Source organism: Helicobacter baculiformis (assembly GCF_900197685.1).
Lineage (GTDB): Bacteria > Campylobacterota > Campylobacteria > Campylobacterales > Helicobacteraceae > Helicobacter > Helicobacter baculiformis.
In genome coordinates, this window is the sequence record NZ_FZMF01000028.1 from 16,071 (window position 1) to 42,451 (window position 26,381).

Sequence of the window (26,381 nt, forward strand, 5' to 3'; positions counted from 1 at the left end):
CCTTTAGCTGTCTTTGGTGGAGAATATAGGGCAAAATTCACGCAAAACACAACGCTCAATACTAAATGAATTGATTCCGTTGTTGTGCACATAAGTGAGAGGGAAGCCTAAAGTATCTAAAGCGTTTTTGATAATGTACATACCTAAACCAAAACCATGTGCGTCGCTTTGGTGTTCGTGTTGGAAATAGGGTTTGAAATAATGCGCTAAATCTTCTTTTAAAGGCTGCCCCTGATTAGAAACAACAAGATTTTTTCCAACAATGGCGATGTAAGCCTGCTTGTTCGTGCTGTACTTGAGCGCATTGTCTAAAAGATTTTTTAACACTAGGGCAAAAAGGTCAAAATCTGTTTCAAAAACACAATTAGGCACATCAGCATGGATGGAAGTGCTGTTATGCTCTAATAAAAGCATATTCTTGACGCATTCTAAGAGTTTGTCAATCATGAACATCTCTTTAGTGATTTTATAGTTCTTAGAGGAAAGTTGCTCAATGCGTGCAAATTGTTCAATAAGAGTGTTAAGTCTTTGGAAAGTGCGCAACAAGCGTTCTTTTTGAAGAGGGTTTTCTACCATCTCTGCAACAAGAATACCTTTAGTGATGGGCGTACGCAATTCGTGCATGATAGCGCGTAAGAACAAAATACGCGATTCGTTCAATCCTCTGATTTTTTTGATGGCGGAATCAAACGCCATAGCAAGATCACCAATTTCATCTTGCTGATCGATCTTGCATTCTATATCCATTTCACCTTTAGAAAAGAGATGAACCTTTTTGCGCAGTTCGTTAATGGGGATAAAACCGCGAATCATGAAGATAAAAATCATCACGATCAAAAACCCACCTATAAAAATCGCCAAGTAATAATTATGATAAGAAGTCTTTTGAATCTCTTTATAAAGCACCGTGTTACCATTGCTCTTTAGGGAGATAAAAATCTTGTTCCCTACTTTAAGAATGCTGGCCAAAGGGTTTTCATTGCGTTCAACTTCTTCGCGCTGTTGCGAGAGTACCTCGCGGAGTTCTTCAGTGCCGATTTCTTGAAATCCCAACTCGTGTAAATACACCTCAGCCGAGTAGCGGTTATGTTTGTCAGCTAAAACCTGGTTAATAGTGGTAACAAATTGCTGGTGGCGGATTTGGGTTTGGAAATTCTCATGATCGATTTGGGAACGGATGAAATAATAAGAAAATGCCCCAAAGCTTGCCATTGAGATCGCAAAAAGAGAAACAATTTTACTAAAAATTGACAAGGGCATTATGGGCTAGTATTCTAATTTGTAGCCCACCCCCCGTACGGAAATGATGTGTTGGGGCTTCTTGGGATCTTTTTCGATTTTGGCACGCAAACGCCCGATGATCACATCAATACTTTTATTAGAGCTCTCTGGATTAATCGACTCCGACTCGATAGCAATAGACTCTCTAGAAAAAACATAGCCTTTTTTACTGATAAGAAGGGTCAGAATTTCATACTCTGCGCGCGTGAGCTCTAACTTTTTGTTATGCATGTAAACTTCTCGCGCATCTTTATCGATCTTAAAAAGCGTACTTTTTGGAGTGGAATCCATGCTTTCGTGGGCTATTTTTTTGTTGTAGCGTCGCAAGAGAGATTGGATACGTGCCAAGAGCTCCTTGGGGTCGTAGGGTTTTGGGATATAATCGTCTGCCCCATACTCCAATGCCTTGATTTTGTCGTCAATGTCGTTGCGCGCAGACGAGATGATAATGGGGATGTCCTTTTGTTTGGAAATCTTCTTGCACACTTCCAAGCCATCTAAATTGGGCAAAGTCAAATCCAAGAGCAAGAGATCGTAGGGTTGTGTGGTGGCCGCACTGATACCCGTATAGGGCTCATCATAATTCACAACTTCAATACCATGCTGGATAAAAAACTCGCTTAAGATTTCTGCCAATTCCACATCATCTTCTATCATTAAGACTTTGATCACGATTTTACCTTTAGTGTGTTAAAGTCCATAAGGTCTATTCAAAATGACCTAGAAAATTGTAGCATACAAACACTTAGACTCCGTCCACGAGGATCGTAGCAACAGCGCGCGTCAGTCCTGTTGGTAGGTTTTAAGCCGTTCTTGCACCACATAAAGCTGGTATTGCAAGTAATTGAGCACCAAGTCCAACTTTGTAGGCAGATCTTTAATTTGATGCGCTCTAAGTCCTTCAAACAAGAGCAAAGTTTTCTGCTCTAAATCTCTTAAAAACGCTTGTTCTTCTTGTTGAGGCGCACAGGCAGGAGCTTGGGGGCGGGGGGCAGTTTGGGGTTTAGGGTCTTTTTGCCCAATTTCATCTAGAGTCTGTGAGATAATATTTTTTAGTTCCATTGCATCAACCATTCTTCAATCGTTCTTAACTCCGCGGGTTTATCCGCTTGAACGAACAAGTTTTGCATCTTTTGAATCTCAAAGCGTTGCAAAGGCGCATATCGCTGGAGTTGTGCAGGGGCTTTGGGTGGTATCTTAGGCTTAGAGGTGGAATCGCTTAGACGTTTGCACCCCAGCAAAGCTTCTTTATTATTGGGATCTTTTTCCAAAACACTCTTATAGATTTTCAGCGCTTGGGGCTTGAGACCTTGTAGCTCATAGATACTGCCTAAGGCGATTGTTTTTTCCACGCGCACACTCCCTGTTTGTCTGTTTATTATACAATGCTAGCTTTTAAGCATCGCTTTAATGGACAACTATGGAAATACATGCCCTCTATGTGATTGTCGCAGGACTTGGCTTGAGTGTGATCAGTGGTCTTTTGCTCAAACGCATAGACATGCCCATCATCATTGGTTATATCCTCACAGGGCTTATTATTGTGGCGATTTTCCGCATTGAAGATTTCGAATCTCTCTCTGAAATTGCCGACTTTGGGATCGTCTTTTTGATGTTCATGATTGGGCTGGAGTTCAATTTTGACAAACTCAAAACTATGAAGCAGGAAGTGCTGGTGTTTGGGGGGTTGCAGGTGGTGGTTACCTCCTTATTCTTCATGGTATTTGGCTATTATGTTATGGGTTCTTCATGGGAATTTTCTTTGGTGGTAAGCATGGGTTTTTCTCTCTCGTCAACCGCCATCGTGCTCAAATTCTTTGAAGAAAGCAAACAGCTCAGTACCCCCGTAGGCAAAATTGTGGTAGGGGTCTTGATCTTTCAGGATATTGCGGCTATTCCTATGCTTTTGATTCTAATGCTTATGGGGGATGCAAGCGCAAACTTCGTCAATCTCTTACTGAAGACTGCGATCTCTGCCACCATCATTCTTTCTATTTTACTTTTACCGGGCAAACAGGTGGCGACTAAAGTATTAAGTTTGGCTGCAGAAAGTCGCTTACCTGAATTATTCATGGCAACAATCTTGCTCATTGTCTTTGGCGCAGCGAGTTTGAGCCATTTTTTTGGCTTTTCTATGTCTTTGGGGGCCTTTGTGGCGGGCATGGCAATCTCTAAATCGCGCTATCGGATCAAGGTGCAAGACGAATTTGCGCCCTTGAAAAATATCTTTTTAGGGCTGTTCTTTGTCACTGTAGGGATGCAAATTAATCTGAAATTCTTGTTTGAAAATTTCTTTGCGGTAGTGCTCCTGCTCAGTATCGCAATGGCGTTAAAAATCGCTATTTTATACCTCCTATTGCGATTCTTTAGAGATGCTAAGAGTTCTATCAAAACTGCGTTATCTTTGTCCCAGATTGGAGAATTTGCTTTAGTGGTGTTCTTGACGGCTAGTAAGCAGCATGTATTGAACCTGAAAAAGCACCAAGGTCTGCTAGCCCTTTTAAATGAGAAGGGCATCATCCATGTTGTACCTCAAGATATCCAGCAATTTTTAGTGCTTATGATTATTTTTTCGATGTTGGTTACCCCTTTTATGCTCAAATATCTAGATTCATTGGCACATTTCATCATCCATAAAGAAAGCAAAAATTAGCCCAAGACTAGCAAATCATGCTAGAATATGCCCCAAAATACCCAATAAGGAGTGAGCATGAGTCCTGCTAAAGTGAGCAAAAAACCCCCCACCCAAGCCCCTAAGGTCAGTGAGGTCCTAGAACACCGCTGGGATTTGAGTGCCCTGTTCAAAGATGTCGAAGAGCTCGATAAGCATATCGCCAATCTGGACAAGCGAATCAAGGCCTATGAGAAAAAGTACGCCAACGCCTTCAGTCAGCTAGAAGCGGGCGGTTTTAAAAAGGCGATGGAAGATTACGAAGAGTTGAGCGAGGGCATTTCTAGGGCGATGGTTTATGTGTTTTTGATCTTTGCCTGCGATGTGGAAAAAAGCGATCTGTATTCTAAGTACCAGCTTCTTTGTAGCGACATGGCACAACATCTCTTGTTTGTCGAGAACGAATTTTGTGCCCTAGAAAGCCAAAAACAAGAGGAATTGATCCAAGCCACGCCCAAATACGCCTACAGCCTGCGTGTGCTCTTAAAACAGAAGTCCCACCTGTTGAGCTTGCCCGAAGAGAAGGTGTTGCTAGCCACTTCTAGCGTGGGTGTGGAGGCTTTCTCTAAACTCTTTGATAAAACCCTCACCGCGTTAAAAATTCCCTTTCAAGACAAACTCATCAGTGAGGAAGAAATTCTTTCAGAACTGCACAATCCGGATCGCAAATTGCGCAAAAAAGCCCAAAAAGCTTTGACCAAAGCTCTTAAGAAAAATGAGTTGGTGCTCACCTATGTGCTCAATATGGTGCGCAAAGACCTACACATCAATACGAAATTGCGCCATTATGAAAGCCCGGAGAGTTTCCGCCACCTTTCTAACCAAATTTCTCAAGCGAGTGTAGATAGCATGCTAGAGATTGTCAATGACAATTACGCCTTAGTGCACCGCTACTACAAAATCAAATCCAAGATTTTAGGCTACAAACTCAAGGACTACGATCGCTACGCCCCCTTAGAGACTAAAGAAAGCCCTGTGAGTTACTCAGAGGCGCTGGATTTGGTGTTGAAAGCCTATAGAGATTTCTCACCCAAGTTTGCCCAAATTGTAGAACACGCCATTGCGCACGGATGGGTGGATTCGCACCCTAGGGCGGGCAAGAGAGGCGGAGCATTCAGCGATAGCACCGTGCCCAGCGCGCACCCCTTTGTGTTGCTCAATTTCACCAACAACCGCCGTTCTGTCTTCACAATTGCGCATGAATTTGGGCACATGATTCACCAAGAGCTCAGTAAAAGCGTGGGCTATCTTAACACCAACACCCCCCTGACCACTTCTGAAACCGCCTCTGTCTTTGGGGAAATGCTGTTGTTTGAGAGCTTGAAAAAGAACTTGGACAAAAAAGAGTTAAGGGGCATTTACGCGGGCAAACTAGAGGACATGTTTTCGACCATGTTTAGGCAGGTGGTGATGACCAATTTTGAGCGCCGCATCCACGCCACGCAAGAGGAGCTCAAGGCGCAGGATTTTGACACCATTTGGCAGGAAGAAAACGCCAAGATGTTTGGCAAGAGTTTGAAGCTCACCAAGAATTACGCGCGCTGGTGGAGCTATATCCCCCATTTCATCCACTCCCCCTTTTATTGTTACGCCTATAGCTATGGGCAATTGCTGGTGTTGGCGTTGTTTGGGCTCTACCGCCAGCAAAACACCCCAGCCGAGCGCAAGGCATTTGTAGAAACCTACACGAATTTTTTGAGCAAGGGGGGTAGCCAAAGCCCTGAAGAGCTGGTGGGCATGTTTGGGCTAGACATTCAAGACAAAGAGTTTTGGAAAATTGGCATGGGCGAGGTGGAAAAAATGTTATCTGAATTTGAGGCGTTGCTTTGAGAAATTTAGCCGCGCGTTATAACGCTATGGCAAACCAACATTGCCTAGAACATCTCCACTTTCTGCACAGCCACCGCGTGAATTTCAGCGTGTTTTGCGATCTCTCTAAGGTGCGCTTTGAACCCCTTTTGCCCCCCGATTTGTTCGAGAGTTTTGGAAATTTCGTGCTCTTTGTGTTGGCGGGCTACACCTTTGAGAGTTTGAAGATTCACCGCTTGAGTCAGGAAATTAGCTTTGAAGCGGGCTTGGGGGACAATATTGAAACCACGGTGAGCATTGCCCTAGAGGGCATTGTACAGATCATCGTGAAAGATAAAAACGACTCCAATGTGGTGCTCTTCAACCGCTCGGACGCGACAAGCATTTTTGGCGATGATGGACAGGCACAGCTCCAAGATTCTAAAGATGCTTTTCTAGCCGATCCTAGAAATCAAAAAGCCCTACGCGCCTTACAAGGTAAAGAATGAGTGTTTTAAAGCTGCAGATCAAGGTTTTTAGATTTGATGCGCGCAAGGATTATAATCCTTCTTACCAGCTAGCCCAAGTGGAATACGCCCTAGATTGGCATCTAAGCGATGTGCTGGCACATATCCCTTTGCAAGATTTTAGCTACGATCGCATGCACTTGGGCGTGCGCCTTAACCAAGTGGCGGTTTTTGAAGACGCTAGAGTGCTAGACTTGATCGCACAATTTGGCAAGGAGTGGGTGCTCGAGCCCTTGAGCTTGAAATACGCCCGCCATGACTTGTGTATGGACGAGGAGGCGATCTTGAAAGATTACCAACGCTTTTTACACAGCGCGCCCTTTCTCACCCAAGAAGAACGCCATGAATTAGCCAGATACACCAATATTAATTTTGTCCAACCTAGCTACTATGAGGGCTATTATGGCGATGGTTTCTTTTTGTATGTCAAGTGGTTGATGGGGCGTTACCCCCACCGCTCTAAAGACCTCTTGCAAAGCATTGCTGATAGCAAATACGGCGTGATGAACTTTGTCAGCCCCAAACCCTACCTCTACCCGCCCAGCGATCGCATTGAGCAAGAAATTTATGACTTGCAAAAATGGCTCATTCAGGCTTCTAATTGCCCCATTGCCAACAATGTATGGGCGCATATTGGCAAGAATTTAGAGAGCAAGTACCAGCTCAAAACCCCTCAAACCTCTCAAGTTCAAGGGGATTTTTTGCTCTTCAATGGCTATGAAAAAACCTACAATAGCGCGCCCCTATTGCAGAGCGCTAAGGCGTTGTTAGCGCGCTTGAATTTGCGTGTATTGGAGGCAGAATGTTGTTTTGATGGAGGGTATTGGGGGCGTTTGGGAGATTTGGAGAAATTTTTAAGCGCGAACGCCTACAACATGGCTTTGGCGCAAAAAATGGGCGTGCCCTTGCTCTTATGCGATCAAGATGCCTATGCCAACGCGCTCTATGCTCAAGAGCTCTTGACAGAGGAGACGCTCAGAGAAAAGGTCAACCAACACCTAGCCCCCTATCATTTAGAGTACCAACAAGCCTCTTTAGTCTATTTAAACGCCTATTTGTTGGAGAATATCCCCACGCTCAGTAGTGTTTTTAGCGGCTTTTCTAGCGTGCTCTTTGCTTGTGAAGATTGCAATTACCACGCGCTCTTCCAATCTTTGGGCTTGGCTTGCCACACTCCTTTATTTGCCAAACAAAGTATCACTCACCTATTAGACACCAACGCTCCCCTAGCCCTAGAGCGCTTTGGTGCATTGCGCTATGAAGCCATTGACTTGGGTGTAGACTTTTTGCTCACCACTTCAGTCAGTCAGTTCCACATGCTAGACACCATGGCCAAGAGGGCTTCTAAGGCGTATAGCCGAGATCACGACAACACCAGCGTGCTCTATCTGCCCCAATTAATTTTGCTAGGTATGGGTGAAGACAATGCACAAGTTTTAGGCTTGCATGGGCACCAACAACCCTTTAATTTTTTATAAGGGGGCGCGTTGCAATTAGGGCTCAAGATTCTCTTCGCCATAGCACTCAGCATGGGCTGGTATGCGATTAATGGTGAGGAATCTGCAGAGCTCTCCTTGCTCATCTTTGTTTTTGTGTTAGTGCTCTTGTTGCTCAAGCCTATCACCTTCCAATCTCCAGAAAAGCGCGAGGATTATATCCAGCAATTGCAACGCAATTACGAGCGTAAGCGTGATTTGAAGAATAAGGAACGAGCAGAAAAAAAACGCATCTCTCAAGCAGCGACCGAGCGCGATTATAAAGAACAACGCGAAAAACACAAGCGACCAGATCATAAATTCTTTTAAAGTGAAGCGATGATAGAAGTGATTTTAGTAGTGGCGGTGGCGGTGATTTTGCTCTACTTGTACTACACCTTGCAAGAGTATCTAAAAAACCCCCTACACGCCCCCGCACCCAATGCTGAATCGGCAGAGACTTTGGACCTTTATCCCTTGCCCAACCCTGAGGAGAGCTTAAAAGAGAGCGAATCGGGGGTGGTAACACTCCTGCTAGGGCGTGCCACAGCCAACATGCCTAGTAGTCCTCTCAAAGAAGCCTTGATCGCCCTGTTTTTAACGGATTTAAGCCAAAATAGCGGGATCGCTTTGGAGAAATTACAAGAGTTCTACAACACCCCTAATAAGCCCGATCTAGAAAACCTATGTACGCAATTCTTAGAGGCCGCGCATGGGGAGTATAAGAAACGCCTAAAATTAGTAGAATTTCTCTTTGTGCTCGCCTACGCCCAGGGCTCTTTAGAAGCCCAAAGCAAAGAAATGTTATTGGATGTGGGCGCGTTTTTGCGCTTGGAGAACGCCGATTTTAACGCGCTCTATGAGGGCTTTGAATCGCTAGGCGCGCACAAGCCCTACCATGTGATCCTAGCCAAAATGCCTAATTCGTCTGCCTTCCAAGCGCAGGTTGCCCAACATTATCTCAATTTTTTAGACGCTAAGAGTTGGCATAAAAGCTATCTGCCCCATCGCCTCAGCGTGTTGTGGCAACTCCAAGAGATTTACCAACAAGGATCCTAATGGACTTCCCTCCCTTTGATCTGCGCTTAGAGAAGCGTTATTACCAGCTGTGTAAAGAGCGGGGTTATTTTGAAGTGGGCGCACAGGGGCAGCCCTTTGCGCTGATGATGCCCCCGCCCAATATCACCGGGCGTTTGCACATCGGGCATGCCCTCACCTTGAGTTTACAAGACATCTTAGCGCGTTATAAGCGCATGGATGGCTATCGCGTACTATACCAACCCGGCTTAGATCACGCCGGGATCGCCACCCAAAATGTCGTAGAAAAACAGCTCTTGGCTCAGGGTGTGCGCAAAGAGCAGATCGGGCGTGAGGCATTTGTGCAAAAGGTTTGGGAGTGGAAGCAAGCTTGCGCGCACCAAATCGGCGCGCAAATGCAAGAGCTAGGTTTGAGCTGTGCATGGAGTCGCTTGCGCTTCACCATGGACACGGGCTTGCAAAGGGCTGTACGCGTGGCGTTTAAAGAATGGTATGAACGCGGCTTGATTGTACAGGATTTCTACATGGTCAACTGGTGTACCAAAGATGGCGCGCTAGCAGATATTGAAGTAGAATACGCCCAAGAAGAGGGCAAACTCTATTATCTGCGCTATGGCTTAGAGCGGGGTGGGGTGGTGGTGGTGGCGACCACGCGCCCAGAAACCTTTTTTGGAGACGTCGCCTTGATGGTGCATCCAGAAGATTCGCGCTACCAGCACCTCATCGGGCAGCGCGCAATTTTGCCCTTGAGCGGGCGTTCTATCCCCATTATTGGCGATGCCTATGTGGATCCTAACTTTGGGACAGGCTGTGTTAAAGTAACCTCCGCACATGATTTTAATGACTATGAAGTGGGCAAACGCCACCATTTAGAACCCTTGGTGATCTTTGATACCCATGGCATTTTGAACACGCATGCGCTAGAGTTTGCCGGGCAAGAACGCTTAAAAGCGCGCCCAGCTATTGTAGAGGTGCTGCAGGCGCAAGGCTTTATAGAAAAAATTGAAGCGCACACCCACCAAGTGGGCAAGTGTTATCGTTGTAACAACACCATCGAACCCTATATCTCCAAACAATGGTTTGTCAAAAAAGAGGTAGCGCAGGGTGCGATTGAGAAAGTCAAGGCGGGTTTAGCGCAGTTTTTCCCCTCCACTTGGCGCAATAATTACAACGCGTGGATGGAGCAGTTGCGCGATTGGTGTATTAGCCGCCAACTTTGGTGGGGGCATCGCATCCCCGTTTTTACTTGCGCTAACCACCATCAATTTGTCAGCATTGACGATCCCACCCACTGCCCCCAATGTGGCAATTTGCACTTGAGCCAAGACCCCGATGTGCTAGACACTTGGTTTAGCTCGGCGTTGTGGCCCTTTAGCACTCTGGGTTGGGGGCAAGAGGGCATGCCCGAAGAACTCTTTAGCGCGCGCGATTTGCAAGATTTTTACCCTAATAGCGTGTTGGTTACCGGGTTTGACATCTTATTTTTCTGGGTGGCGCGCATGCTCTTAGCCGGGGAGAGCTTGTTGGGGGCTTTGCCCTTTAAAGATATTTATCTGCACGCCTTAGTGCGCGATGAAAAGGGTGAGAAGATGAGCAAGAGTAAGGGAAATGTGCTCGACCCCCTAGAGATCATCGCTAAAGATGGGGTGGATAGTTTGCGCTTTGCCCTAGCCATGCTCAGTGTGCAGGGGCGCGATCTGCTCCTTTCTAAAGAAAGCATTGAGCAAGCGCGCCACTTCACCCACAAACTCTACAACGCCACGCTCCTACTCTCCAAGCGCGCCCAAGAATTGGGCACACAAGCCGGGGAGAGCATGTTAGGGGCTTATGCGCGCTCTAGATTACATGCCACCACCAAAGAAGTGCGCCAAGCCCTAGAGAGTTATCGTTTCAACGATGCAGCCCGCCTGCTGTATCGCTTTTTATGGGGGGAGTTCTGCGATTGGATGTTAGAGTTTCTCAAAGCAGATCAGCAAAGCGCTACCATCCACGCACTCATCGCTGTCTTTAAGGACGCGCTCAAGCTCCTACACCCTTTCATGCCCTTTGTGAGCGAATACCTTTACCACCACCTAGAGGGCACTTCTTTAGAAAACGCCCCCTCCATCATGCTAGCCCCCTATCCTAAGAATACAGAACGCGATTTGGAGTTAGAAAAGGTGTTTGAAGCCATCAAAGAGGGCTGTACGGCTTTTAGGCGTTTGAAAGTCTTGTTGGGCATCGCGCGCCTGCCAAAGGGCTTTATACAAAGCCCGCTCTCTTTAGACTCGCAAGCCCTAGGCTTCATCGCCAAACTCACTAAGATCGATTGTGTGGCAATGGTGCAAAACAAACCCCAGGGGGCTCTAAGCGATGTGGGGCAATGGGTGAGCGTGCATGTGAGCTTAAAGGGAGTGGATGTGCGCGCGTTGCAAGAGCGCCTCAAAGCGCAATTAGGCAAATTAGAGAAAGAAAAAGCCAAACTCAATTTGGACAACCCACAATTTTTAGCCAAAGCCCCTCAGGCGTTGCTAGAGAATTTGCGCGCGCGCGCCCAAGAGATCGCCCAAAAAGAATCCCAAATACAAAACGAGCTCACACTTTTAGAGAGCGCAAAGGATGATCATGTTTGAAGCGTTAAGCGAATCGTTTAAAAATGCCCTCAATAAAATCCGTTTTCGAGACGATCAACAGGCACTAGAAAAAGCCCTAGACGCACTGAAAAAATCGCTCTTGCGCAACGATGTACACCACAAGGTCGTTAAAGAACTCATCGCCCAGATCAAAGAGAAAACTCTAAACAAGGGCATTGGCAAACAGCAATTTTTAGACTCCCTGCAAGAGAGTTTGCTAGAAATTTTGAGCGTGCCTGGGAGTGGTAGCGGGTTTGTTTATGCTTCTAAACCCCCTACGATCGTGCTGATGTGTGGCTTGCAAGGGGGGGGTAAAACCACCACCTGTGGCAAACTCGCCCACTATCTCAAGACCCGCCAAAAGAAGGTCTTGTTAGTGGCATGCGATCTAGAACGCCTAGCCGCTGTGGAGCAATTACAGGTGTTGGGCGCGCAGGTGGAGGTAGAAGTGTTTCACCAAGAGGGGGGGGTGTTGCACATTGCCAAGGGGGCCTTAGCGCGCGCGCTAGAGGGACAATTTGATGTGATGATTGTAGATAGCGCGGGGCGTTTAGCCATTGATAAGCCCTTGATGGAGGAGCTCAAAGCCTTAAAAGAATTACTCCAGCCCCATGAGGTCTTTTATGTCGCAGATGCGCTCAGTGGGCAGGATGGAGTGCGATCTGCAAGCACTTTTCATGAGCAGATAGGCATTAGCGGGGTGATTTTGAGCAAATTTGATAGCGATAGCAAGGGTGGGGTCGCCTTAGGCATCGCCTACCAGCTCAAACTCCCCTTGCGCTTTATCGGGCATGGAGAGAAAATCCCGGATTTAGATGTCTTTGTGCCCGAGCGCATCACCAATAGATTGATGGGAGCGGGGGATATTATCACTTTGGTAGAAAAAACAACCAGTGTGATAGACCCCAAAGAAGCTAAGGATTTGTCTAAAAAACTTAAGAAGGGGCAGTTTACTCTGAACGATTTTGTTGCCCAAATTGAAAAACTTAAAAAACTAGGATCGATCAGCTCCCTTGTTTCCATGTTGCCCGGACTTAATGGGATTGCGAGCGCGCTTAAAGGGACGGATTTAGAAAGCTCTATCGAACTTAAGAAGATTAAAGCCATGCTTTCTTCTATGACTGCTAAAGAGCGCGAGGATCCTAATTTGCTCAATGGTAGCCGTAAAAAACGCATCGCACAGGGGGCGGGCTTGGAAGTGGCTGAAGTGAATCGTATTTTAAAGCGTTTTGAGCAAGTGAGTCAAATTGCCAAAAAACTCACTTCCAAAAGTGGCGTGTCCAATTTCTTGCATGTCCTGCAGCAGGGGAGCAAGTCTTAGCTATTGCTCCAATAAGATGTTAATTTGCCTCTCTAAGGCAACAATCATTTGCAGCTGTTTTAAGATTTCGCGCATCAAGGGCATGAGGTCATGTAAGGGGGGCGTACGCTGCATGTCCTTGGCGATGGATTGGTAACCCTGCAAAATACCCCCCAAATAGTCAAATAGTGCGTCGTTGTGCACATAATAATCTTGCAGTACTCTAAAGAGCGTCGCGCTCCCTTTGAAGACTTCTAGAGTGCGTGCGCGCACAGCGCTACTTACTTGCACTTTGTGGGCACGGATGTCTAAAACTAGATTACTGAGACGATCGTTAAGAATGCTGATGTTTTGGTGCACGCTAGCTTGCTGGATTGCCATTTCGTGAATTGTGTTCTTAATATCCGAGATGAGGGGCTGAGCATACAGAGGTAATAGCACTAAAAGGGCAAACAGAGCGCGCATGGCATGCCTTTTTGGCGCATTATACACCCTTTTGTAGTATAATTTGGTTTATTTTGACACGAGAGGACATTTTGCAACCCCTACTATTCACCCCCGGCCCTACCCCCATTGCGCCCCAAATTGCGCGTACTCTAAGCCAGCCCGCCCCACACCACCGCACTCAGGAATTTGAACAAGCCTTTGGGCAAGTGCGCGCGCAACTCAAAGAGATGATGGGCATGCAAGAGGTGGTTAGTTTGGTGAGCAGCGGGACGGGCGCGATGGAGGCGAGTTTGTGTACCTTTGTGAGCGCCCATAGCCATGAACCCAAGCTCTTAGTGCTCAACAATGGCAAATTTGGAGAACGCTTTGTTAAAATCGCTCAGGCGCACCACATCAACTACCTAGAGATCAAAAGCCCTTGGGACACCCCCATTAGCGCCCAAGAGGTGTTGGCTTTCGTGCAAGCGCACCCCAGTTTAGAGGCGATCGCCTTGCAGGTGTGCGAATCTTCTGGGGGTTTGCGTTTGGATTTTGAGGGGATTAGCGCGGCTCTCAAGGGGCATGATCCTAATTTTCTAGTGATTGTGGATGCGATCACCGCCTTAGGCGTAGAACCCTTAGAAGTCTCCCATGTAGATGTGTTGATTGGGGGGAGTCAAAAGGCGTTTATGTTGCCGGTGGGTTTGAGCTTTATGGGTCTGAGCGCGCATGCTCTTTGCCAACTGCGCCCCCATGGGTATTATTTCAACCTAGCCTTAGAATTGCAAAAACAGCAACACAACACCACCGCTTTTACCGCAGGCATTTCGCATGTGATGGCTTTGCAAACTTACTTTACATGCGTTGCTGAATTGGGGGGCTTTAAAGCCCTCTTTGCCAACACCGCCCAGCGCGCGCTAGCTAGCGCGCACGCGCTCAAGGCGTTAGGCTTGTCAATTTACCCCAAGAATCCGGCATTGAGCATGAGCACGATTTACCATGAACGCGCCCTAGAGATCAGAAAGCGCTTGAAAACCTATGGCGTGGTGGTGGCAGGGGGGCAGGATCATCTCAAAGACCTGCTCTTGCGCATTAACCATATGGGGATCATTGCCGTACACGAGATCGCATGGGTGCTCAACGCCCTAGAACAGAGTTTGGTGGATTTGGGCTTGCGGGCGCGTTTTGAGGGCGAAGCAATGCGCGCCTTTATGCAGCATTACTACTAGGGAGGATCATGACTCAGTATTATGGCTATAGCGATTTTAAGCAAGATGTGCTAGCCCTAGCCAAACAAGTAGAAGAGCAATTCAAGCCCCAAGCCATCATCGCGATTTTAAGAGGGGGCATGACTTTGGCGCACTTTCTAGGGCTGTACTGGGATATTAAGGCGGTCTATGGGATCAACGCGAGTTCTTATAGCACAGAGCGCACACAGAGCGCACTAGAGATCGCGCATGTACCCTGCTTGAAACCCCAGCACCAACAGGTGCTCATTGTAGATGAGATCGTGGACAGCGGGAAGAGTTTTAAGGGCGTGATGGAGGTCTTGCAAGCACAATACCCGCAGGTGTGCTTTAAAAGCGCGGTGCTCTTTGCCCAAAAAAGCGCGCGTTTTCAAGCCGATTTTGTGCTCAAAGAAGCGCGCTCTTGGATTGATTTTTTTTGGGAAGTGGATTTACAAGGAGGTTCTCTTGCGCCCTAAACTCTATTTGATCTCTTTGGGCTGTTCTAAAAATTTGGTGGATAGTGAGGTGATGTTGGGCAAACTAGCCCATTATGAGCTCACCCAAGAGATTAGCCAAGCCGATGTGATCATCGTGAACACCTGTGGGTTTATCACTTCTGCCAAACAGGAGAGCATACAGGTTTTGTTAGAAGCCATTAGCGCGCGCAAAGAAGGCGCGTTGGTGGTGGCTAGTGGGTGTTTGACTCAACGCTATCAAGAAGAGTTGCAAGCGCAATTGCCCGAAATAGACATTTTTACGGGCGTGGGGGATTATGATCGCATCGATCAACTCATCAAAGCCAAGCAGAGCGCGTTTTCTTCTAGCGTGTTTTTGGCAGGCGCGCAAAATGCGCGCGTCATCACGGGCTCTAAGGTGCATGCCTATGTCAAGCTCTCAGAGGGGTGTAACCAACAATGCAGTTTTTGTGCGATCCCTAGCTTCAAGGGAGCTTTGCAAAGCAAGCAAATTGCCCAGATTTTGAAAGAAGTAGAAGATCTTGCCAAACAGGGCTTTAGCGATATTAGCTTTATCGCCCAGGATTCGAGCTCCTATCTGCGCGATCAGGGGGTTAAAGACGGGCTCATTTCTCTCATTAAAGCCATTGATGCCCAGCAAGCCATAGAGAGCGCGCGCATCTTCTATCTCTATCCTAGCACCACCACTCTAGCCCTCATAGACACCATCGCACATTCGCGCATTTTTGCCAATTACTTTGACATGCCCATCCAGCATATCTCCAACGCCATGCTCAAAACCATGCGCCGCAACTCCAATACCCAAGCCCATCTAAAACTCTTGACCCACATGAAAAGCGTCCCGGAGAGCTTTTTGCGCACCACGCTATTGCTAGGGCATCCAGGTGAGAGCGAAGAGGACATGGCGATCTTGCAAGAGTTTTTAGAAAGCTTTAGTTTTGATCGCATCAATCTCTTTGCCTTTAGCCCAGAAGAGAACACGCGCGCCTATCACATGCCCTCTTTGCCTGATAGGCTGATCAACCAACGCCTAGACACCATCAACGCCTGCGTGCAAAAGCAGGTCCAAGCGTCCATGCAAAAACTCTTGCACCAACCCATTGAAGTCATTGTAGAGGGCTTGAGTGAGGATGGGCTCTTTTTGCGCGCGCGCGATAGGCGATGGGGTTTAGAAATTGATGGGGAGATTCTCATCAATGAGAGCGCGCTAGACAAGGTGCAACACGGACACTACCGCGCCATCTGCCACACTTACGAGAACGATATTTTGCTAGGTAAGATTATCGCTTGACATACTCTCCCATAACTAAAGTTAGGGGATTCTAACTTCAGCGGAGATCGTGGCTCCAAACAGGACAGCTCCGTTGGGAGTCTTATGTTCCCTGTTCCAAAGGTTGATGCCCCAACTCCAAGGGTATTACCCCTTGATTGCGACCTAGGTGTTAGAGCCATGCCAATGCTAGCCTTATATCCCCATAGCTAAACTTTACGGCGCGGTCGGTAAAGTGCCCAAATGCTAAAGATATTCGGGCTTCCTAGACCGATGTTGCCCGTAGGGAATAAGCGCACCGCGTTTGTTGGTTCTCGCTCTGTGTCTCTATAGCAAGTAGGGATTTCACAGACAAGCCAGGGTAAGCAGTATGCTTATCCCCGTTGCGCCAGTTACTGCGAACGGTTACGGGCATTCTGCCCTTGCCAGCTTGTCTCACACATCAATCTGACACAAAGGCGTAACTTCGCGCACTTCTTGCGCTAGATACGAATGTATATGGGCATTATGCTACAAATTAACAGCGTTCATTTCATCGGTTAAAACAAACGCATCGCATTTGCTGCGTGGGATTTCTGCCAAAATCGTATTAAAGCTTAGCATCTAGAATAAATTGCACGATGAAAAGCACCATAAAGAGATAGAGAAGCGGGTGGACTTCTCTAAATTTCCCACAACAGATTTTGATTAATGGGTAGGTGATAAGTCCCGCACCTACACCATTAGTAATGCTATAAGAAAGCGGAATCCAAAAAAGCACAAAAAAAGCAGGCAAAGCTTCCTCTAGGTCGCGCCAGTCAATTTGGTTTAAATTACCCATCATCAAAAAGCCTACCACAATAAGAGCGGGAGCGGTAATAGCAGGCACACTAGCTAGCACTTTGGCTAAAGGCGCTAAAAAGAGCATGCTAGCGAGCAAGAAAGCGACCACAAGACATGTAGCCCCTGTGCGTCCCCCCACGCTCACACCCGCTCCAGATTCAATATAGGCGGAGGTAGGTGAAGTGCCTGCAAGCACGCCTAAAGTACTGGCTATCGCGTCTGCGCAAAGCGCACTTTTGGCGTTAGGAAAGCGCCCATCTTGGAGTAACCCCGCCTGTTCAGCAATGCCAATCATGGTTGCCGTAGTGTCGAAGAGCATCACCAAAAAGAAAGTAAAAACCACTGCACCTAAGTTTGGCTTAAAAGCACTCAGGATCTCTAGCTTAAAAAAAGTGCTGTCGATATGGTGAGGAAGCTCAAAGAGATGATCGGGAAGCTGGACATGCCCTAAGGCAATGGAGAGTAGGGTAGTGATCACAAGTCCTAGAAAGATTGCTGCCTTGATGCGATTGACCATCAATATTAAAGTGATAAACAAACCCAATAAGGACATGTAGGCGATAGGATGGGCAAAATTACCTAGAGTAACTAGAGTGGCTGGAGATGCCACAATCAAATGGGCATTTTGCATGCCAATAAAAGCGATAAAAAGCCCAATGCCTGCTGTGATTCCTGCCTTTAAAGATTGTGGAATAGCATTGATCAAAGATTCTCTAAAACCAGTCAATGACAGGAGTAAAAAGATGAGTGAAGCTAAAAAGACACTGCCCAAAGCGCTTTGCCAAGAAATACCCATTCCAAGTACAATTACAAAACTAAAATATGCGTTCATACCCATGCCGGGGGCAATAGCGATAGGATAGTTTGCCATAACACCCATGATAAGAGTGCCTAGCACTGATGCCAAAATAGTTGCCATGAAAACCCCATCAAAGTCCATACCCGCTTTTTGCAAAATAGCAGGGTTAACGATAATAATATAGGACATGGTGATAAACGTTGTAAGTCCAGCGATGAACTCGGTGCGCCAATTAGTTTGACGCGTGTGAAATCCAAAAAAACATTCTAAACGGGCTAGCACGGAGTCATTCCTTCAGGAGTTAAATATATGTGCGGAGAAACAGAAGCACTTGCAGAATCGAGCACTTACGAGAAGTACACTCTTAAGCAAAACCAAGCGCTGACACCAAGTGTAATTATAGCGCAAAACACTAACGAGTGCCTTTATGCCTATGAGTAGGTTAAGAATGTTGCTGCGCAAATCAAGGATTTAGATTAACCTAACCATCGGAAAGCAATAAATTTTATCCATGGCACACATAGAGATAAAAAGAGGCTCAAGTTGAGCAATCCAAAAAGCAACCCATATTTCCAAAATTCCGCACTTTTAATATAATTGCTCCCATACCATACTAAAGATGGACCTGTGCCATAGGGGGTAAGAATCCCCATAATTCCCAAAGTAAGCATTAAGAGCAGCGCGAGCTCTTTAAGTTCTACGCCCATCACACCCGCACCCATACTCATGAAAAGCACCAAAAGTGCACTTACATGCGCGGTAACACTAGCAAATAAATAATGCGAAAGGTAAAATCCAGCAATGAGCACGCATACCATCGTTGTACCTGAGAGTCCAAGATGTGTCATGGAGGATTGGGCGAGATGACCTATATATTCCAAAAAGCCCACACTTTTAAGACCACTAGCCAATGTAATGAGTCCCCCAAAAAGGAAAAAAATATTAAACGCTGCATGGTTAGAAACGACATCTTTCCACTTAATGATGCCAAAAAGCACCATGAGCACCATAGAGAGTAAGGCGGTGGTGGTGGCTTGTATATTTAAGTGTTTGCCTCCTATCCAAAGTATCAATGTAAAGACGCTCAAGCCTAGCATCAAGTATTCTTTCTGTCCCATTGTGCCCATTTTGTTAAGTTCTTGTTTAGCCCAAATGCAAGCATCTTTAGAGCCTTTGAGTGTAGGTTTACAAACTTTGTAGGCAAGATAGGGTGTGAGCAAAAAGAGCGTAATGCCTGCAGGCAAAAATGCCAAAAACCAACCTACCCATGAAATTTCGATACCATGACTTTTAAAGGCGCTTTCCATTGCTAAAAGATTGGGGGCTAGAGCAGTGAAAAACATAGAAGAAGTAATGCAAGTAGTGGCTAAACCTGTCCAAATTAGATAAGTGCCAATTTTATGCGGTTCTTTGTCAGGAAAACTGCCCACTAAGGGCGGAATGTTAGATACAATTGGGTATAGAATTCCACCGCTTCGCGCTGAATTGGAAGGAATAAAAGGAGCTAATACCAAATCTGCTAATGCCACAGCATAACCCAGACCTAAAGTCGTTTTACCTAGTAGACGAATAAGCCATAGGGCTATGCGCCTACCTAAACCGCTTTTTTCATAACCTAAACCTAACATGAAGGCAATAAAGACAAGCCACACCGTTTTATTAGCAAAACCACTTAAACCCCAAGTGATAGCAGCTCCTGCACTTACATGCTGAGTGCTAGGTCCAATGCGTAAAACTACACAAACGACAATGCTAATAACAGCTACTAAACTTGCAGGGATCGGCTCAAGAATCATACCCAAAACCATGCCCATAAAGACACTAAAATAGAGCCAAGCCAAATCAGATAATCCAGCGGGTGTCGGCAAAATATAAAGTCCCAATACCATGCCTAGGGGCAAAAGATACCTCCAAGCTACCAATAGTTTTACCATCTAAAGCTCCTAGAATACATAATTTTGAATCAAGACCCTGAAAGTCAGAAGCCTCTATTCTATCTCACTTATATGCCTTGAACATAAAATATAAAATAGACATATAAGAAGTGGCATGGCAAGAAATAAGCGCGCTTTATTATAATTGTAAGTATAAAAGACAAGAAAGAATCATAAAGTGCAGTTATCGGTATATGAATTACATCGGTTCTAAGGTGCGTTTGTCCTCTTTTTTATTTAACCATATCGAAAAAGTTGTGCGGAGTAGAGGGGTTGCACTTCAAGAATGTCGTTTTTTGGATCTCTTTGCAGGTACTTGTGCAGTAGGCAAACTCTTTAAAGACAAAGTACAACAAGTATTGAGCAATGATAGAGAATTTTATAGTTTCGTACTTGCCAAGCACTATATAGAAAACTCTAACCCATTGCCACGCGTGCCTCAGTTGATAGAAATTTTAAACACAATACCTCCCTTTAAAGGTAAGATTTACACGCACTATGCACTTGGGGGCGGGGCGGGGCGACAATACTTCAGCGATACGAATGCTATGAAAATCGATGCGATTCGTTTACAGCTTAACCAATGGCAAGCACAGAAGAGAATTAGCGAGCAGGAGTTTTATTTTTTACTAGCTTCTCTGTTAGAATCTAGCGATAAAGTTGCTAACACCGCCTCACTTTATGGAGCGTTTTTAAAAAAACTTAAAAAAAGCGCGCAACAGGATTTTATCTTACATCCCGTTTCTTTGCTTCTAAGCCCCCACGCTCATCACGCTTTTCAAAGCGATGCGCAAACTTTGCTTAGACATGTTTCTAGCGATATTCTTTACTTAGACCCTCCCTATAATGCTAGAGAATATGGTGCGAATTACCATTTATTAAATTCTATTGCTCTCTATGATGACTTTATACCTCAAGGTAAAACAGGTCTGAGACCTTATGAAAAATCCGTATGGTGTCAAAGAAAAATGGTGGCTGGCGCATTAGAGGATATACTCAAAAGTGCAAAAGCCCGTTTCATCTTTTTGAGCTATAACAATGAAGGGTTATTGCCCTTAGAGCAAATCCAAAAAATCTTTAACCGGCATGGCAAATATTCCCTTGCGAGTCAACAATACAAACGCTTTAAAGCCGATACCAAACGCCCTCAAACTCAAAAAAAAACAACAGAATACCTCCATATTTTAGAAAAGTACTAAAAATCCCCTGCTGATTTTTTTTGACGCACTCCCCATTACCCTCTGGGATAGGGAACTAAGACTCCAAACGGGGCTATCCCGTTTGAAGCCGCGATCTCCGCTAAAGTTAGAATTCACTAGCTTTAGTTATGGGGAGTATGTCAAGAGGTTTTCTTCATGGCTAAAAGCGCGCCTTTATCAAAGTGGGGTGTGTTGAGCGTGGGAGGTTTTTGGAACACTTGCTTGCTAGCTACGCTCTCTTGGATACTTAAAAGCGCGCTCTTGATACTAGTTAAACCTTCTTCTAATACAGCACGCATTTTTTCTAGCCCTTCAGACTTCAGAACTTCTAAGGGATTGGGCACTTCCACGCGCAAAGGTTCTTGAGAATCCAAGAGAATATGCAAACACCCTCCAAAAAGTTCCTGTTCTTTAAAACGTGCCTTGAGCACTATATCTTGTATTCCTTCATGCGCGCCCGATTCAAATTTGAGTAACTTTTGACAAGCAACCTGCAATGTTTGCAACGCCCCAATACTCTCATTCAAGCCCTTGATCTCGCGGTTAAAATGTTGTATCTTACGCGCTTTTTGCTGGGTATCCAAGATACCTAGATCGGCCGGGTCAATATCCCCTAAGTGCTTTTTAAAGACCTCTAGCATGTTCTCTCTCATGACCTATCCTTGTAACAAGATACTCAAGACAAGCATTTTTTATTCCCATGTAACATGAATATCCATGTATAATGACAACTTAAGTTGTATTAAAGCGCACACTAAGAAAAGAAAGGCTACCCTCGCAATAGGTAAACGAAATTAGTGCAAACCTGAGTGGTTTGGGTGCGCTCATTCTAGCCACTAAAATTAAGCACGATGACGGGTTAGCGACTAATCTTCACCCATCAGTGGGTCTGTAAGTCTTTTGGGTTAGAAACTAGTTTTGCGGACTATAAATAGCAAAGCCTTTCGAGTTCAGAAACGCTAGTTTCTGTTAGTTGAGAAGCTCCTCTCTTTAGGGGGGTGGTTCACCGCAATAAAACTTATAAGGGCGATGTCTTCGATGAGCATGGTGTTGGTATCTTATTAGATGTTAACTAGTTTAGAGATTTTGCGCGCACTTAAAACTCTTAATTTACTTAAAAATGCCCCACCTTTGTGGTGGCCAGGAGCAGGAAGCTTTGAGGTAGTTGTAGGGGCGATTTTAACCCAAAATACCCGCTTTGAACAGGCACATAAGTCTCTAGAAAATCTCAAATCAGCCAGTGCACTAAACTTGCATTCCCTAGCTCATATTGATCTGGATATTTTAGAGTCTTGCATCAAACCCAGCGGATTTCATCGCCAAAAGGCGCGTTATATAACACTTTTAAGCCAGCATATCTTGCAAGATTTTAACACGTTCGAAATCTTTCAAAAAGAAGTGAGCCGTACTTGGCTATTAGTCCAAAAGGGAATAGGGTTTGAAAGTGCCGATGCAATCTTAAATTACGCCTGTTTAAGACCTGTCATGGTGGTGGATAGATACACCTATCAATTGCTCAAATCTCTAGGACTAGACCTACCCGATTACTCGTCTTTGCAAGAGTTTTTCATGCATGGCATAGAAGCTGATCGGGATCAAACTCTATCTCTCTATAACCATCAGCTCGATCTAGCAAGTATTTACGCACGCTTTCATGGCAAGATTGTTGCGTGCATGCGTGCTAAAATTAACCTTAATTCTCATTTGAAGGGCTATCATGATCTTTATTGACGCGTGCTTTAGAAAACAAACCCCCTACACCCCTATTTGGCTCATGCGCCAAGCGGGGCGTTATCTTAGCGAATATCAAGAACTTAGAAAACAAGCTAAAGATTTCTTAGCGCTCTGCTCTGACGTGCACTTAGCTAGTGCGATCACTTTGCAGCCGGTAGAAATTCTCAATGTGGATGCAGCCATTCTTTTTAGCGATATCCTTGTATTGCCTCATGCAATGGGGCTACCCCTAGAATTTGCGCCTCAAATAGGACCTCGATTCCTCGAGACGGTACGCACTCTAGAGCAAGTAAAAGCCTTGTATTCCCACGCTTATAAGCGACTGACTTATGTCTACGACACACTCACAAGTGTGCGTGCTAGACTAGATAAAGATAAAGCCTTGATTGGCTTTAGTGGCGCACCTTGGACTTTGGCAACTTACATGATAGAGGGGCAGGGAAGTAAGACTTACCACCACTCTAAAAAAATGCTCTATAGTCAGCCTGAAATAGTGCATGCTTTGTTAGAAAAACTCACTAGCGAGTTGATCGCCTATTTGTCTAAACAGATAGAAGCGGGGGCAAATGCCTTGATGATTTTTGATTCGTGGGCGGGCGCGCTGGAGTTAGAGGCGTATTTAACATTTGGTTGGGCTTATATCCAAAAAATCACCCATGCGCTCAAAGCCAAACACCCTAATATCCCCCTAATTGTCTTCCCTAAGGGCGTGGGGGCGTATTTGGCGCATTTGAGCGGAGAATTTGAGGTCTTTGGCTGTGATTGGGGCACACCTTTAGCTATGGCTAAAGAGATTTTGGGCGATCGCTATGTCTTGCAGGGCAATTTAGAACCCGCAAGGCTTTATAACCAAGAGGCGATGATTCAGGGGGTGGCGCGCATTTTAAACACAATGGGCAAGGACCCGGGTTTTATTTTCAACTTGGGGCATGGCATGCTTGCAGACCTGCCCCGCGCGCACGCGATCGAGTTGGTCTCTTTGGTGCGTCAAAAAAGTCGGCGTTAAGGGGGGCGCATGGGGATTTGTGAATTTTGCGCCCAGCCAGCGGGTTTTTTGCGCAAACAACATAAAGAATGTTTGCAAAAGCACACACAGGCACAAGAGCAAATCCAACTAGCTATCCAAGAGGCTTATCAACAACATAAAACCGCCCCCCAAGAGTTAGAAACGCTGCGTAACTCTTTAAACCAACGCGCCACAAGCGCGTTTATCGATCCCTCTTTACAACAGGATTTGATCGCTAAAGGGGTGGGGCGTGCCATTGAAACAGCCTTAGAAGATGGTCTTTTAAGCGTGGATGAAGAAGAGAGGATTAAAGCTCTCGTTGCCTTTTTTCAACTCTCACAAGAAATATTAGACAAATGGGGATATTATACACGCCTCATGCAAGCCTATATCTTGCGCCAAGTGATGGAGGGGGTACTACCCCAATGCCTTAACTTGATGGGCGACCCCCTGCCCTTTGTGTTTCAAAAGGGCGAAAAACTCATTTGGGTAGAACAGGGCGTGGCGTATTATGAAACCAAAACTACAAGCCGCTATGTGGGGGGCTCTCAGGGAGTGAGTGTACGCATTATGAAGGGGGTATATTACCGCGTGGGGGCCTTTAAGGGACGCAGAATTCAAGAGGATCAATTACAATATGTGGACACAGGCGTACTTGCCATCACCACGAAGAATCTTTACTTTGGCGGAAAGGCAAAAAGCGTGCGCATCCCCTTTGCTAAACTGGTGTCCATAAGCCCCTATGAGGATGGCATTAGCGTGCACAAAGAGGGCGCAAACGCCAAGCCCCAAGTGTTCTACAATGGAGATAGCTGGTTTTTATACAATTTGATCGCCAATCTTAACAATTTGGGCTAAGCTCCGCGCGCAGGGTTTCAAGCCCCCAATCAAGGGGCTAGTTGCGCGCTCCTTAAGCCACTCTTTATTTTTATCTCCCTAGAATAGCCTTTCTATTTCTATAAAAAAGGATCGCCATGTCCAACTTCGCTGGTTTTGTGCGAGGGGAGGGTAACTCTCTCTAATTCTCTTGCTTGTTTAGCCCTCATGCTTGGGGGGCTCTTATGAAAATCTTTAAATCATGTTCTGTTGTGCTGGGTGGGTGTTTATTAGCCCCTATGCTAAGTGGGTGCTTGGGGGGGTTGTTGGGGAATTCACAACCCCAAGAAACGCCCAATCAAATTTTGCAAAAAAAACGCCAAGAGTGGCAACAATCAAGGAAAGTCCAAGAGGCCAAACAACGGCAACAGGCAAGGCAGTCTTTACAAGCACAAAGGCAGTCTATACAAACGCAATTAGCCTACGAACGCGCCGCATCATACCTAGCAAATCCAAACCAAGCGGGCTATGAAGACTATAGCTATGACAAGGCCCTAACAGACTTGCAAGAAGCCATCAAGGGGGGTAATGCTGATGCGCTGGTGGCACTAGGAGATATGTACTTTAGTGCTCAGGGCGTGGCGCAAGATGATGCCAAAGCCTTTGACTATTACACCCAAGCCGCTAGCAAAAAAGTTGTTGGCGCATACGCTAGGTTAGCGCATATGTATGCCTTTGGCGCAGGTACAAAGCAAGACACTAAAAAAGCCTTAGAATACGCTAACTTAGCCATTCAAGGGCAAAACATGCCCGCCCATTTGACTTTAGCGATCATGTATATCAATGGGATCGGTGTGCCCGAAAATGGCGACAAAGCCCGGGAACATTTAAACATTGCATGCAAAGGCAATGTCAAACAGGCTTGCCAAGTCTTGGATGTCATCGGTCAATAAGGTAAAGGAGAATAGATGAAAACAAAAATGAAGTTTGCGGCTTGTGTTTTGGGGTTGGGAGCGGGTGTTTTGGGGGCAAAGCAGTTTGATCCGCAAGAATGTGGTGTCAAAATGCCCGGTGCGGGTTATTTTGCTTATGGGACAATGCGCGGTGCCGTATCTACAGGATTGTCTAATCTTGGATTGAGCACACAAGATGCTATCGCATGTTTTAAAGTGGCTGCGCAAGCGGGGATTTACACCGCTTATACAGATTTGGGAAACTTGTATCAACAAGCCAAACAATACAAAAAAGCCCTAGAAGCCTACCAAAAGGCTGCAGACAAGGGCGATGATGCTGCGATGATTCAGTTGGGGACTATGTATAGCAGTGGATTGGGGGTTGCCAAAGACTACCACAAGGCGTTTAAATACTTTGAAAAAGCCTCGCTAAAGTGGAATGTTGCAGGGCTTGTGGAATTGGGAGTTATGTATGAATATGGCTTGGGGGTGAAAAAGGATTATGCCAAGGCGATGGAGTATTATCAAAAAGGCAAGACAGACAACAAGGGGAATATGGCATTGGGGGCATATGTGCAAATAGGACATTTGTATTTTGAGGGCTTGGGGGTGAAAAAGGATTATGCCCAAGCTATGGACTATTTGAAGCAAGTAAGCACAAGCGATAATAAAGAGGTAGCTCGAGAAGCAAACCGCATGTTAGGCTCTATTTTTGAAAAGGGGGGCTATGGGGTTGAGCAAGATATTAGCCAAGCCCAATTCTATTACAAAGAGGGGGCTAAAGCGGGGGATCAAGAGTCCAAAAAAGATCTCATTGGACTCTTAAACGCCGAGGCTAAGAAATACCAAGATGGGCAAGATTATGAAAACGCCCTTAAGCTTTACCAAGAGGTTGCTAATGCAGGCGATCCGGATGGTTATGTCCATATCGGGTTGTTGTATATAGGGGTGCAGGGGAAAAAAGTGCCCAACAAGCCCTAGAATACTTTCAAAAGGCTACAGATAAGGGCAGTTCTTGGGGTTAT

25 protein-coding genes are annotated in these 26,381 nt (G+C 45.8%); 17 read left to right on the plus strand and 8 right to left on the minus strand.

Features of this window, described 5'->3' with window-relative positions; genetic code table 11:
• Positions 1-3: 3 nt before the first annotated feature.
• From C6G87_RS05215 to C6G87_RS05230, 4 genes are all read right to left on the minus strand, one after another.
• Positions 4-1,260, minus strand: a complete 1,257-nt coding sequence (locus tag C6G87_RS05215; RefSeq protein WP_104752470.1) for an ArsS family sensor histidine kinase — start codon at positions 1,258-1,260, stop codon at positions 4-6.
• A gap of 6 nt (positions 1,261-1,266) precedes the next feature.
• A complete protein-coding gene (gene arsR / locus C6G87_RS05220; RefSeq protein ID WP_104752471.1) occupies positions 1,267-1,953 on the minus strand; it encodes an acid response regulator transcription factor ArsR in 687 nt (228 codons plus the stop codon).
• 111 nt (positions 1,954-2,064) lie between these two features.
• Complete coding sequence (locus tag C6G87_RS05225; RefSeq protein ID WP_104752472.1) at positions 2,065-2,343, minus strand: CiaD-like domain-containing protein; 279 nt, start codon at positions 2,341-2,343, stop codon at positions 2,065-2,067.
• A complete protein-coding gene (locus C6G87_RS05230) occupies positions 2,334-2,633 on the minus strand; it encodes a tetratricopeptide repeat protein (RefSeq protein WP_104752501.1) in 300 nt (99 codons plus the stop codon). Before C6G87_RS05230 ends, C6G87_RS05225 begins: the two co-directional genes overlap by 10 nt.
• 68 nt (positions 2,634-2,701) lie before the next feature.
• Here C6G87_RS05230 and C6G87_RS05235 point away from each other — a divergent pair, with 68 nt between their 5' ends.
• The 8 genes from C6G87_RS05235 to ffh are packed head-to-tail and all read left to right on the plus strand — an operon-like array spanning position 2,702 to position 12,713.
• A complete protein-coding gene (locus C6G87_RS05235) occupies positions 2,702-3,934 on the plus strand; it encodes a cation:proton antiporter domain-containing protein (RefSeq protein WP_104752473.1) in 1,233 nt (410 codons plus the stop codon).
• Between the two features lie 57 nt (positions 3,935-3,991).
• Positions 3,992-5,782, plus strand: coding sequence for a M3 family oligoendopeptidase (locus C6G87_RS05240; RefSeq protein WP_104752474.1), 1,791 nt, complete (start codon positions 3,992-3,994; stop codon positions 5,780-5,782).
• The gene (locus tag C6G87_RS05245; RefSeq protein WP_233709025.1) at positions 5,779-6,249 is read left to right on the plus strand and encodes a hypothetical protein; all 471 of its coding nucleotides are present in this window, start codon (positions 5,779-5,781) and stop codon (positions 6,247-6,249) included. Before C6G87_RS05240 ends, C6G87_RS05245 begins: the two co-directional genes overlap by 4 nt.
• Positions 6,246-7,745 (plus strand): DUF5644 domain-containing protein, encoded by a 1,500-nt coding sequence (locus C6G87_RS05250; RefSeq protein ID WP_104752475.1) that lies wholly within the window; start codon positions 6,246-6,248, stop codon positions 7,743-7,745. Before C6G87_RS05245 ends, C6G87_RS05250 begins: the two co-directional genes overlap by 4 nt.
• A gap of 9 nt (positions 7,746-7,754) precedes the next feature.
• Positions 7,755-8,072, plus strand: coding sequence for a hypothetical protein (locus C6G87_RS05255; RefSeq protein ID WP_104752476.1), 318 nt, complete (start codon positions 7,755-7,757; stop codon positions 8,070-8,072).
• Positions 8,073-8,081: 9 nt separating this feature from the next.
• Positions 8,082-8,801 carry a TerB family tellurite resistance protein gene (locus C6G87_RS05260; RefSeq protein WP_104752477.1) on the plus strand — a complete coding sequence of 240 codons (720 nt, stop codon included), beginning with the start codon at positions 8,082-8,084 and terminating at the stop codon, positions 8,799-8,801.
• Positions 8,801-11,392, plus strand: a complete 2,592-nt coding sequence (locus C6G87_RS05265; protein ID WP_104752478.1) for a valine--tRNA ligase — start codon at positions 8,801-8,803, stop codon at positions 11,390-11,392. Before C6G87_RS05260 ends, C6G87_RS05265 begins: the two co-directional genes overlap by 1 nt.
• Positions 11,385-12,713, plus strand: coding sequence for a signal recognition particle protein (ffh, locus tag C6G87_RS05270; protein WP_104752479.1), 1,329 nt, complete (start codon positions 11,385-11,387; stop codon positions 12,711-12,713). The genes C6G87_RS05265 and ffh overlap by 8 nt, the downstream gene beginning before the upstream one ends.
• On the opposite strand, the gene C6G87_RS05275 is transcribed toward ffh, so the two are convergent.
• On the minus strand, positions 12,714-13,157 hold the full coding sequence (locus C6G87_RS05275; RefSeq protein ID WP_104752480.1) for a hypothetical protein: 444 nt from the start codon (positions 13,155-13,157) through the stop codon (positions 12,714-12,716).
• Between the two features lie 71 nt (positions 13,158-13,228).
• Here C6G87_RS05275 and C6G87_RS05280 point away from each other — a divergent pair, with 71 nt between their 5' ends.
• Genes C6G87_RS05280 through rimO form a run of 3 tightly spaced genes read left to right on the plus strand, consistent with a single transcriptional unit; the run spans position 13,229 to position 16,114 of the window.
• The gene (locus tag C6G87_RS05280; protein ID WP_104752503.1) at positions 13,229-14,347 is read left to right on the plus strand and encodes a pyridoxal-phosphate-dependent aminotransferase family protein; all 1,119 of its coding nucleotides are present in this window, start codon (positions 13,229-13,231) and stop codon (positions 14,345-14,347) included.
• Between the two features lie 8 nt (positions 14,348-14,355).
• Positions 14,356-14,823 carry a phosphoribosyltransferase gene (locus tag C6G87_RS05285; protein WP_104752481.1) on the plus strand — a complete coding sequence of 156 codons (468 nt, stop codon included), beginning with the start codon at positions 14,356-14,358 and terminating at the stop codon, positions 14,821-14,823.
• On the plus strand, positions 14,813-16,114 hold the full coding sequence (rimO, locus tag C6G87_RS05290) for a 30S ribosomal protein S12 methylthiotransferase RimO (RefSeq protein ID WP_104752482.1): 1,302 nt from the start codon (positions 14,813-14,815) through the stop codon (positions 16,112-16,114). Before C6G87_RS05285 ends, rimO begins: the two co-directional genes overlap by 11 nt.
• Positions 16,115-16,682: 568 nt before the next feature.
• Here the strand turns inward: rimO and C6G87_RS05295 are convergent.
• Positions 16,683-17,996: an NCS2 family permease gene (locus tag C6G87_RS05295; RefSeq protein ID WP_104752483.1), complete on the minus strand. Its 1,314-nt coding sequence runs from the start codon at positions 17,994-17,996 to the stop codon at positions 16,683-16,685.
• A gap of 194 nt (positions 17,997-18,190) precedes the next feature.
• Complete coding sequence (locus tag C6G87_RS05300; RefSeq protein ID WP_104752484.1) at positions 18,191-19,648, minus strand: DASS family sodium-coupled anion symporter; 1,458 nt, start codon at positions 19,646-19,648, stop codon at positions 18,191-18,193.
• Between the two features lie 194 nt (positions 19,649-19,842).
• Between C6G87_RS05300 and C6G87_RS05305 the strand changes: the two genes are divergently transcribed.
• Positions 19,843-20,847, plus strand: coding sequence for a DNA adenine methylase (locus C6G87_RS05305; protein ID WP_104752485.1), 1,005 nt, complete (start codon positions 19,843-19,845; stop codon positions 20,845-20,847).
• A 140-nt stretch (positions 20,848-20,987) separates the two neighbouring features.
• On the opposite strand, the gene C6G87_RS05310 is transcribed toward C6G87_RS05305, so the two are convergent.
• On the minus strand, positions 20,988-21,500 hold the full coding sequence (locus tag C6G87_RS05310) for a flagellar FLiS export co-chaperone (RefSeq protein WP_104752486.1): 513 nt from the start codon (positions 21,498-21,500) through the stop codon (positions 20,988-20,990).
• Between the two features lie 412 nt (positions 21,501-21,912).
• Between C6G87_RS05310 and C6G87_RS05315 the strand changes: the two genes are divergently transcribed.
• The 5 genes from C6G87_RS05315 (at position 21,913) to C6G87_RS05335 (ending at position 26,337) form a co-directional block, all read left to right on the plus strand.
• Complete coding sequence (locus tag C6G87_RS05315) at positions 21,913-22,578, plus strand: 3-methyladenine DNA glycosylase (RefSeq protein ID WP_104752487.1); 666 nt, start codon at positions 21,913-21,915, stop codon at positions 22,576-22,578.
• Positions 22,565-23,587, plus strand: coding sequence for a uroporphyrinogen decarboxylase (gene hemE / locus C6G87_RS05320; RefSeq protein ID WP_104752488.1), 1,023 nt, complete (start codon positions 22,565-22,567; stop codon positions 23,585-23,587). The genes C6G87_RS05315 and hemE overlap by 14 nt, the downstream gene beginning before the upstream one ends.
• Before the next feature lie 9 nt (positions 23,588-23,596).
• Positions 23,597-24,445, plus strand: a complete 849-nt coding sequence (locus tag C6G87_RS05325) for a hypothetical protein (protein WP_104752489.1) — start codon at positions 23,597-23,599, stop codon at positions 24,443-24,445.
• A 203-nt stretch (positions 24,446-24,648) separates the two neighbouring features.
• Positions 24,649-25,356: a tetratricopeptide repeat protein gene (locus C6G87_RS05330; protein ID WP_104752490.1), complete on the plus strand. Its 708-nt coding sequence runs from the start codon at positions 24,649-24,651 to the stop codon at positions 25,354-25,356.
• Between the two features lie 15 nt (positions 25,357-25,371).
• Entirely contained in the window at positions 25,372-26,337 is a 966-nt protein-coding gene (locus tag C6G87_RS05335; RefSeq protein WP_104752491.1) for a tetratricopeptide repeat protein, read from the plus strand.
• Positions 26,338-26,381 lie beyond the last annotated feature (44 nt).

Bases quoted from the DNA above. Each gene is read 5' to 3' on its own strand.
- C6G87_RS05250 (WP_104752475.1), top strand. From the start codon at position 6,246: ATGAGTGTTTTAAAGCTGCAGATCAAGGTTTTTAGATTTGATGCGCGC.
- C6G87_RS05215 (WP_104752470.1), bottom strand. From the start codon at position 1,260: ATGCCCTTGTCAATTTTTAGTAAAATTGTTTCTCTTTTTGCGATCTCA.
- C6G87_RS05305 (WP_104752485.1), top strand. From the start codon at position 19,843: ATGAATTACATCGGTTCTAAGGTGCGTTTGTCCTCTTTTTTATTTAAC.
- hemE (WP_104752488.1), top strand. From the start codon at position 22,565: ATGATCTTTATTGACGCGTGCTTTAGAAAACAAACCCCCTACACCCCT.
- C6G87_RS05335 (WP_104752491.1), top strand. From the start codon at position 25,372: ATGAAAACAAAAATGAAGTTTGCGGCTTGTGTTTTGGGGTTGGGAGCG.
- C6G87_RS05265 (WP_104752478.1), top strand. From the start codon at position 8,801: ATGGACTTCCCTCCCTTTGATCTGCGCTTAGAGAAGCGTTATTACCAG.
- C6G87_RS05260 (WP_104752477.1), top strand. From the start codon at position 8,082: ATGATAGAAGTGATTTTAGTAGTGGCGGTGGCGGTGATTTTGCTCTAC.
- C6G87_RS05330 (WP_104752490.1), top strand. From the start codon at position 24,649: ATGAAAATCTTTAAATCATGTTCTGTTGTGCTGGGTGGGTGTTTATTA.
- ffh (WP_104752479.1), top strand. From the start codon at position 11,385: ATGTTTGAAGCGTTAAGCGAATCGTTTAAAAATGCCCTCAATAAAATC.
- C6G87_RS05325 (WP_104752489.1), top strand. From the start codon at position 23,597: ATGGGGATTTGTGAATTTTGCGCCCAGCCAGCGGGTTTTTTGCGCAAA.
- C6G87_RS05310 (WP_104752486.1), bottom strand. From the start codon at position 21,500: ATGAGAGAGAACATGCTAGAGGTCTTTAAAAAGCACTTAGGGGATATT.
- C6G87_RS05240 (WP_104752474.1), top strand. From the start codon at position 3,992: ATGAGTCCTGCTAAAGTGAGCAAAAAACCCCCCACCCAAGCCCCTAAG.
- C6G87_RS05275 (WP_104752480.1), bottom strand. From the start codon at position 13,157: ATGCGCGCTCTGTTTGCCCTTTTAGTGCTATTACCTCTGTATGCTCAG.
- C6G87_RS05285 (WP_104752481.1), top strand. From the start codon at position 14,356: ATGACTCAGTATTATGGCTATAGCGATTTTAAGCAAGATGTGCTAGCC.
- C6G87_RS05225 (WP_104752472.1), bottom strand. From the start codon at position 2,343: ATGGAACTAAAAAATATTATCTCACAGACTCTAGATGAAATTGGGCAA.
- C6G87_RS05235 (WP_104752473.1), top strand. From the start codon at position 2,702: ATGGAAATACATGCCCTCTATGTGATTGTCGCAGGACTTGGCTTGAGT.
- C6G87_RS05315 (WP_104752487.1), top strand. From the start codon at position 21,913: ATGTTAACTAGTTTAGAGATTTTGCGCGCACTTAAAACTCTTAATTTA.
- C6G87_RS05300 (WP_104752484.1), bottom strand. From the start codon at position 19,648: ATGGTAAAACTATTGGTAGCTTGGAGGTATCTTTTGCCCCTAGGCATG.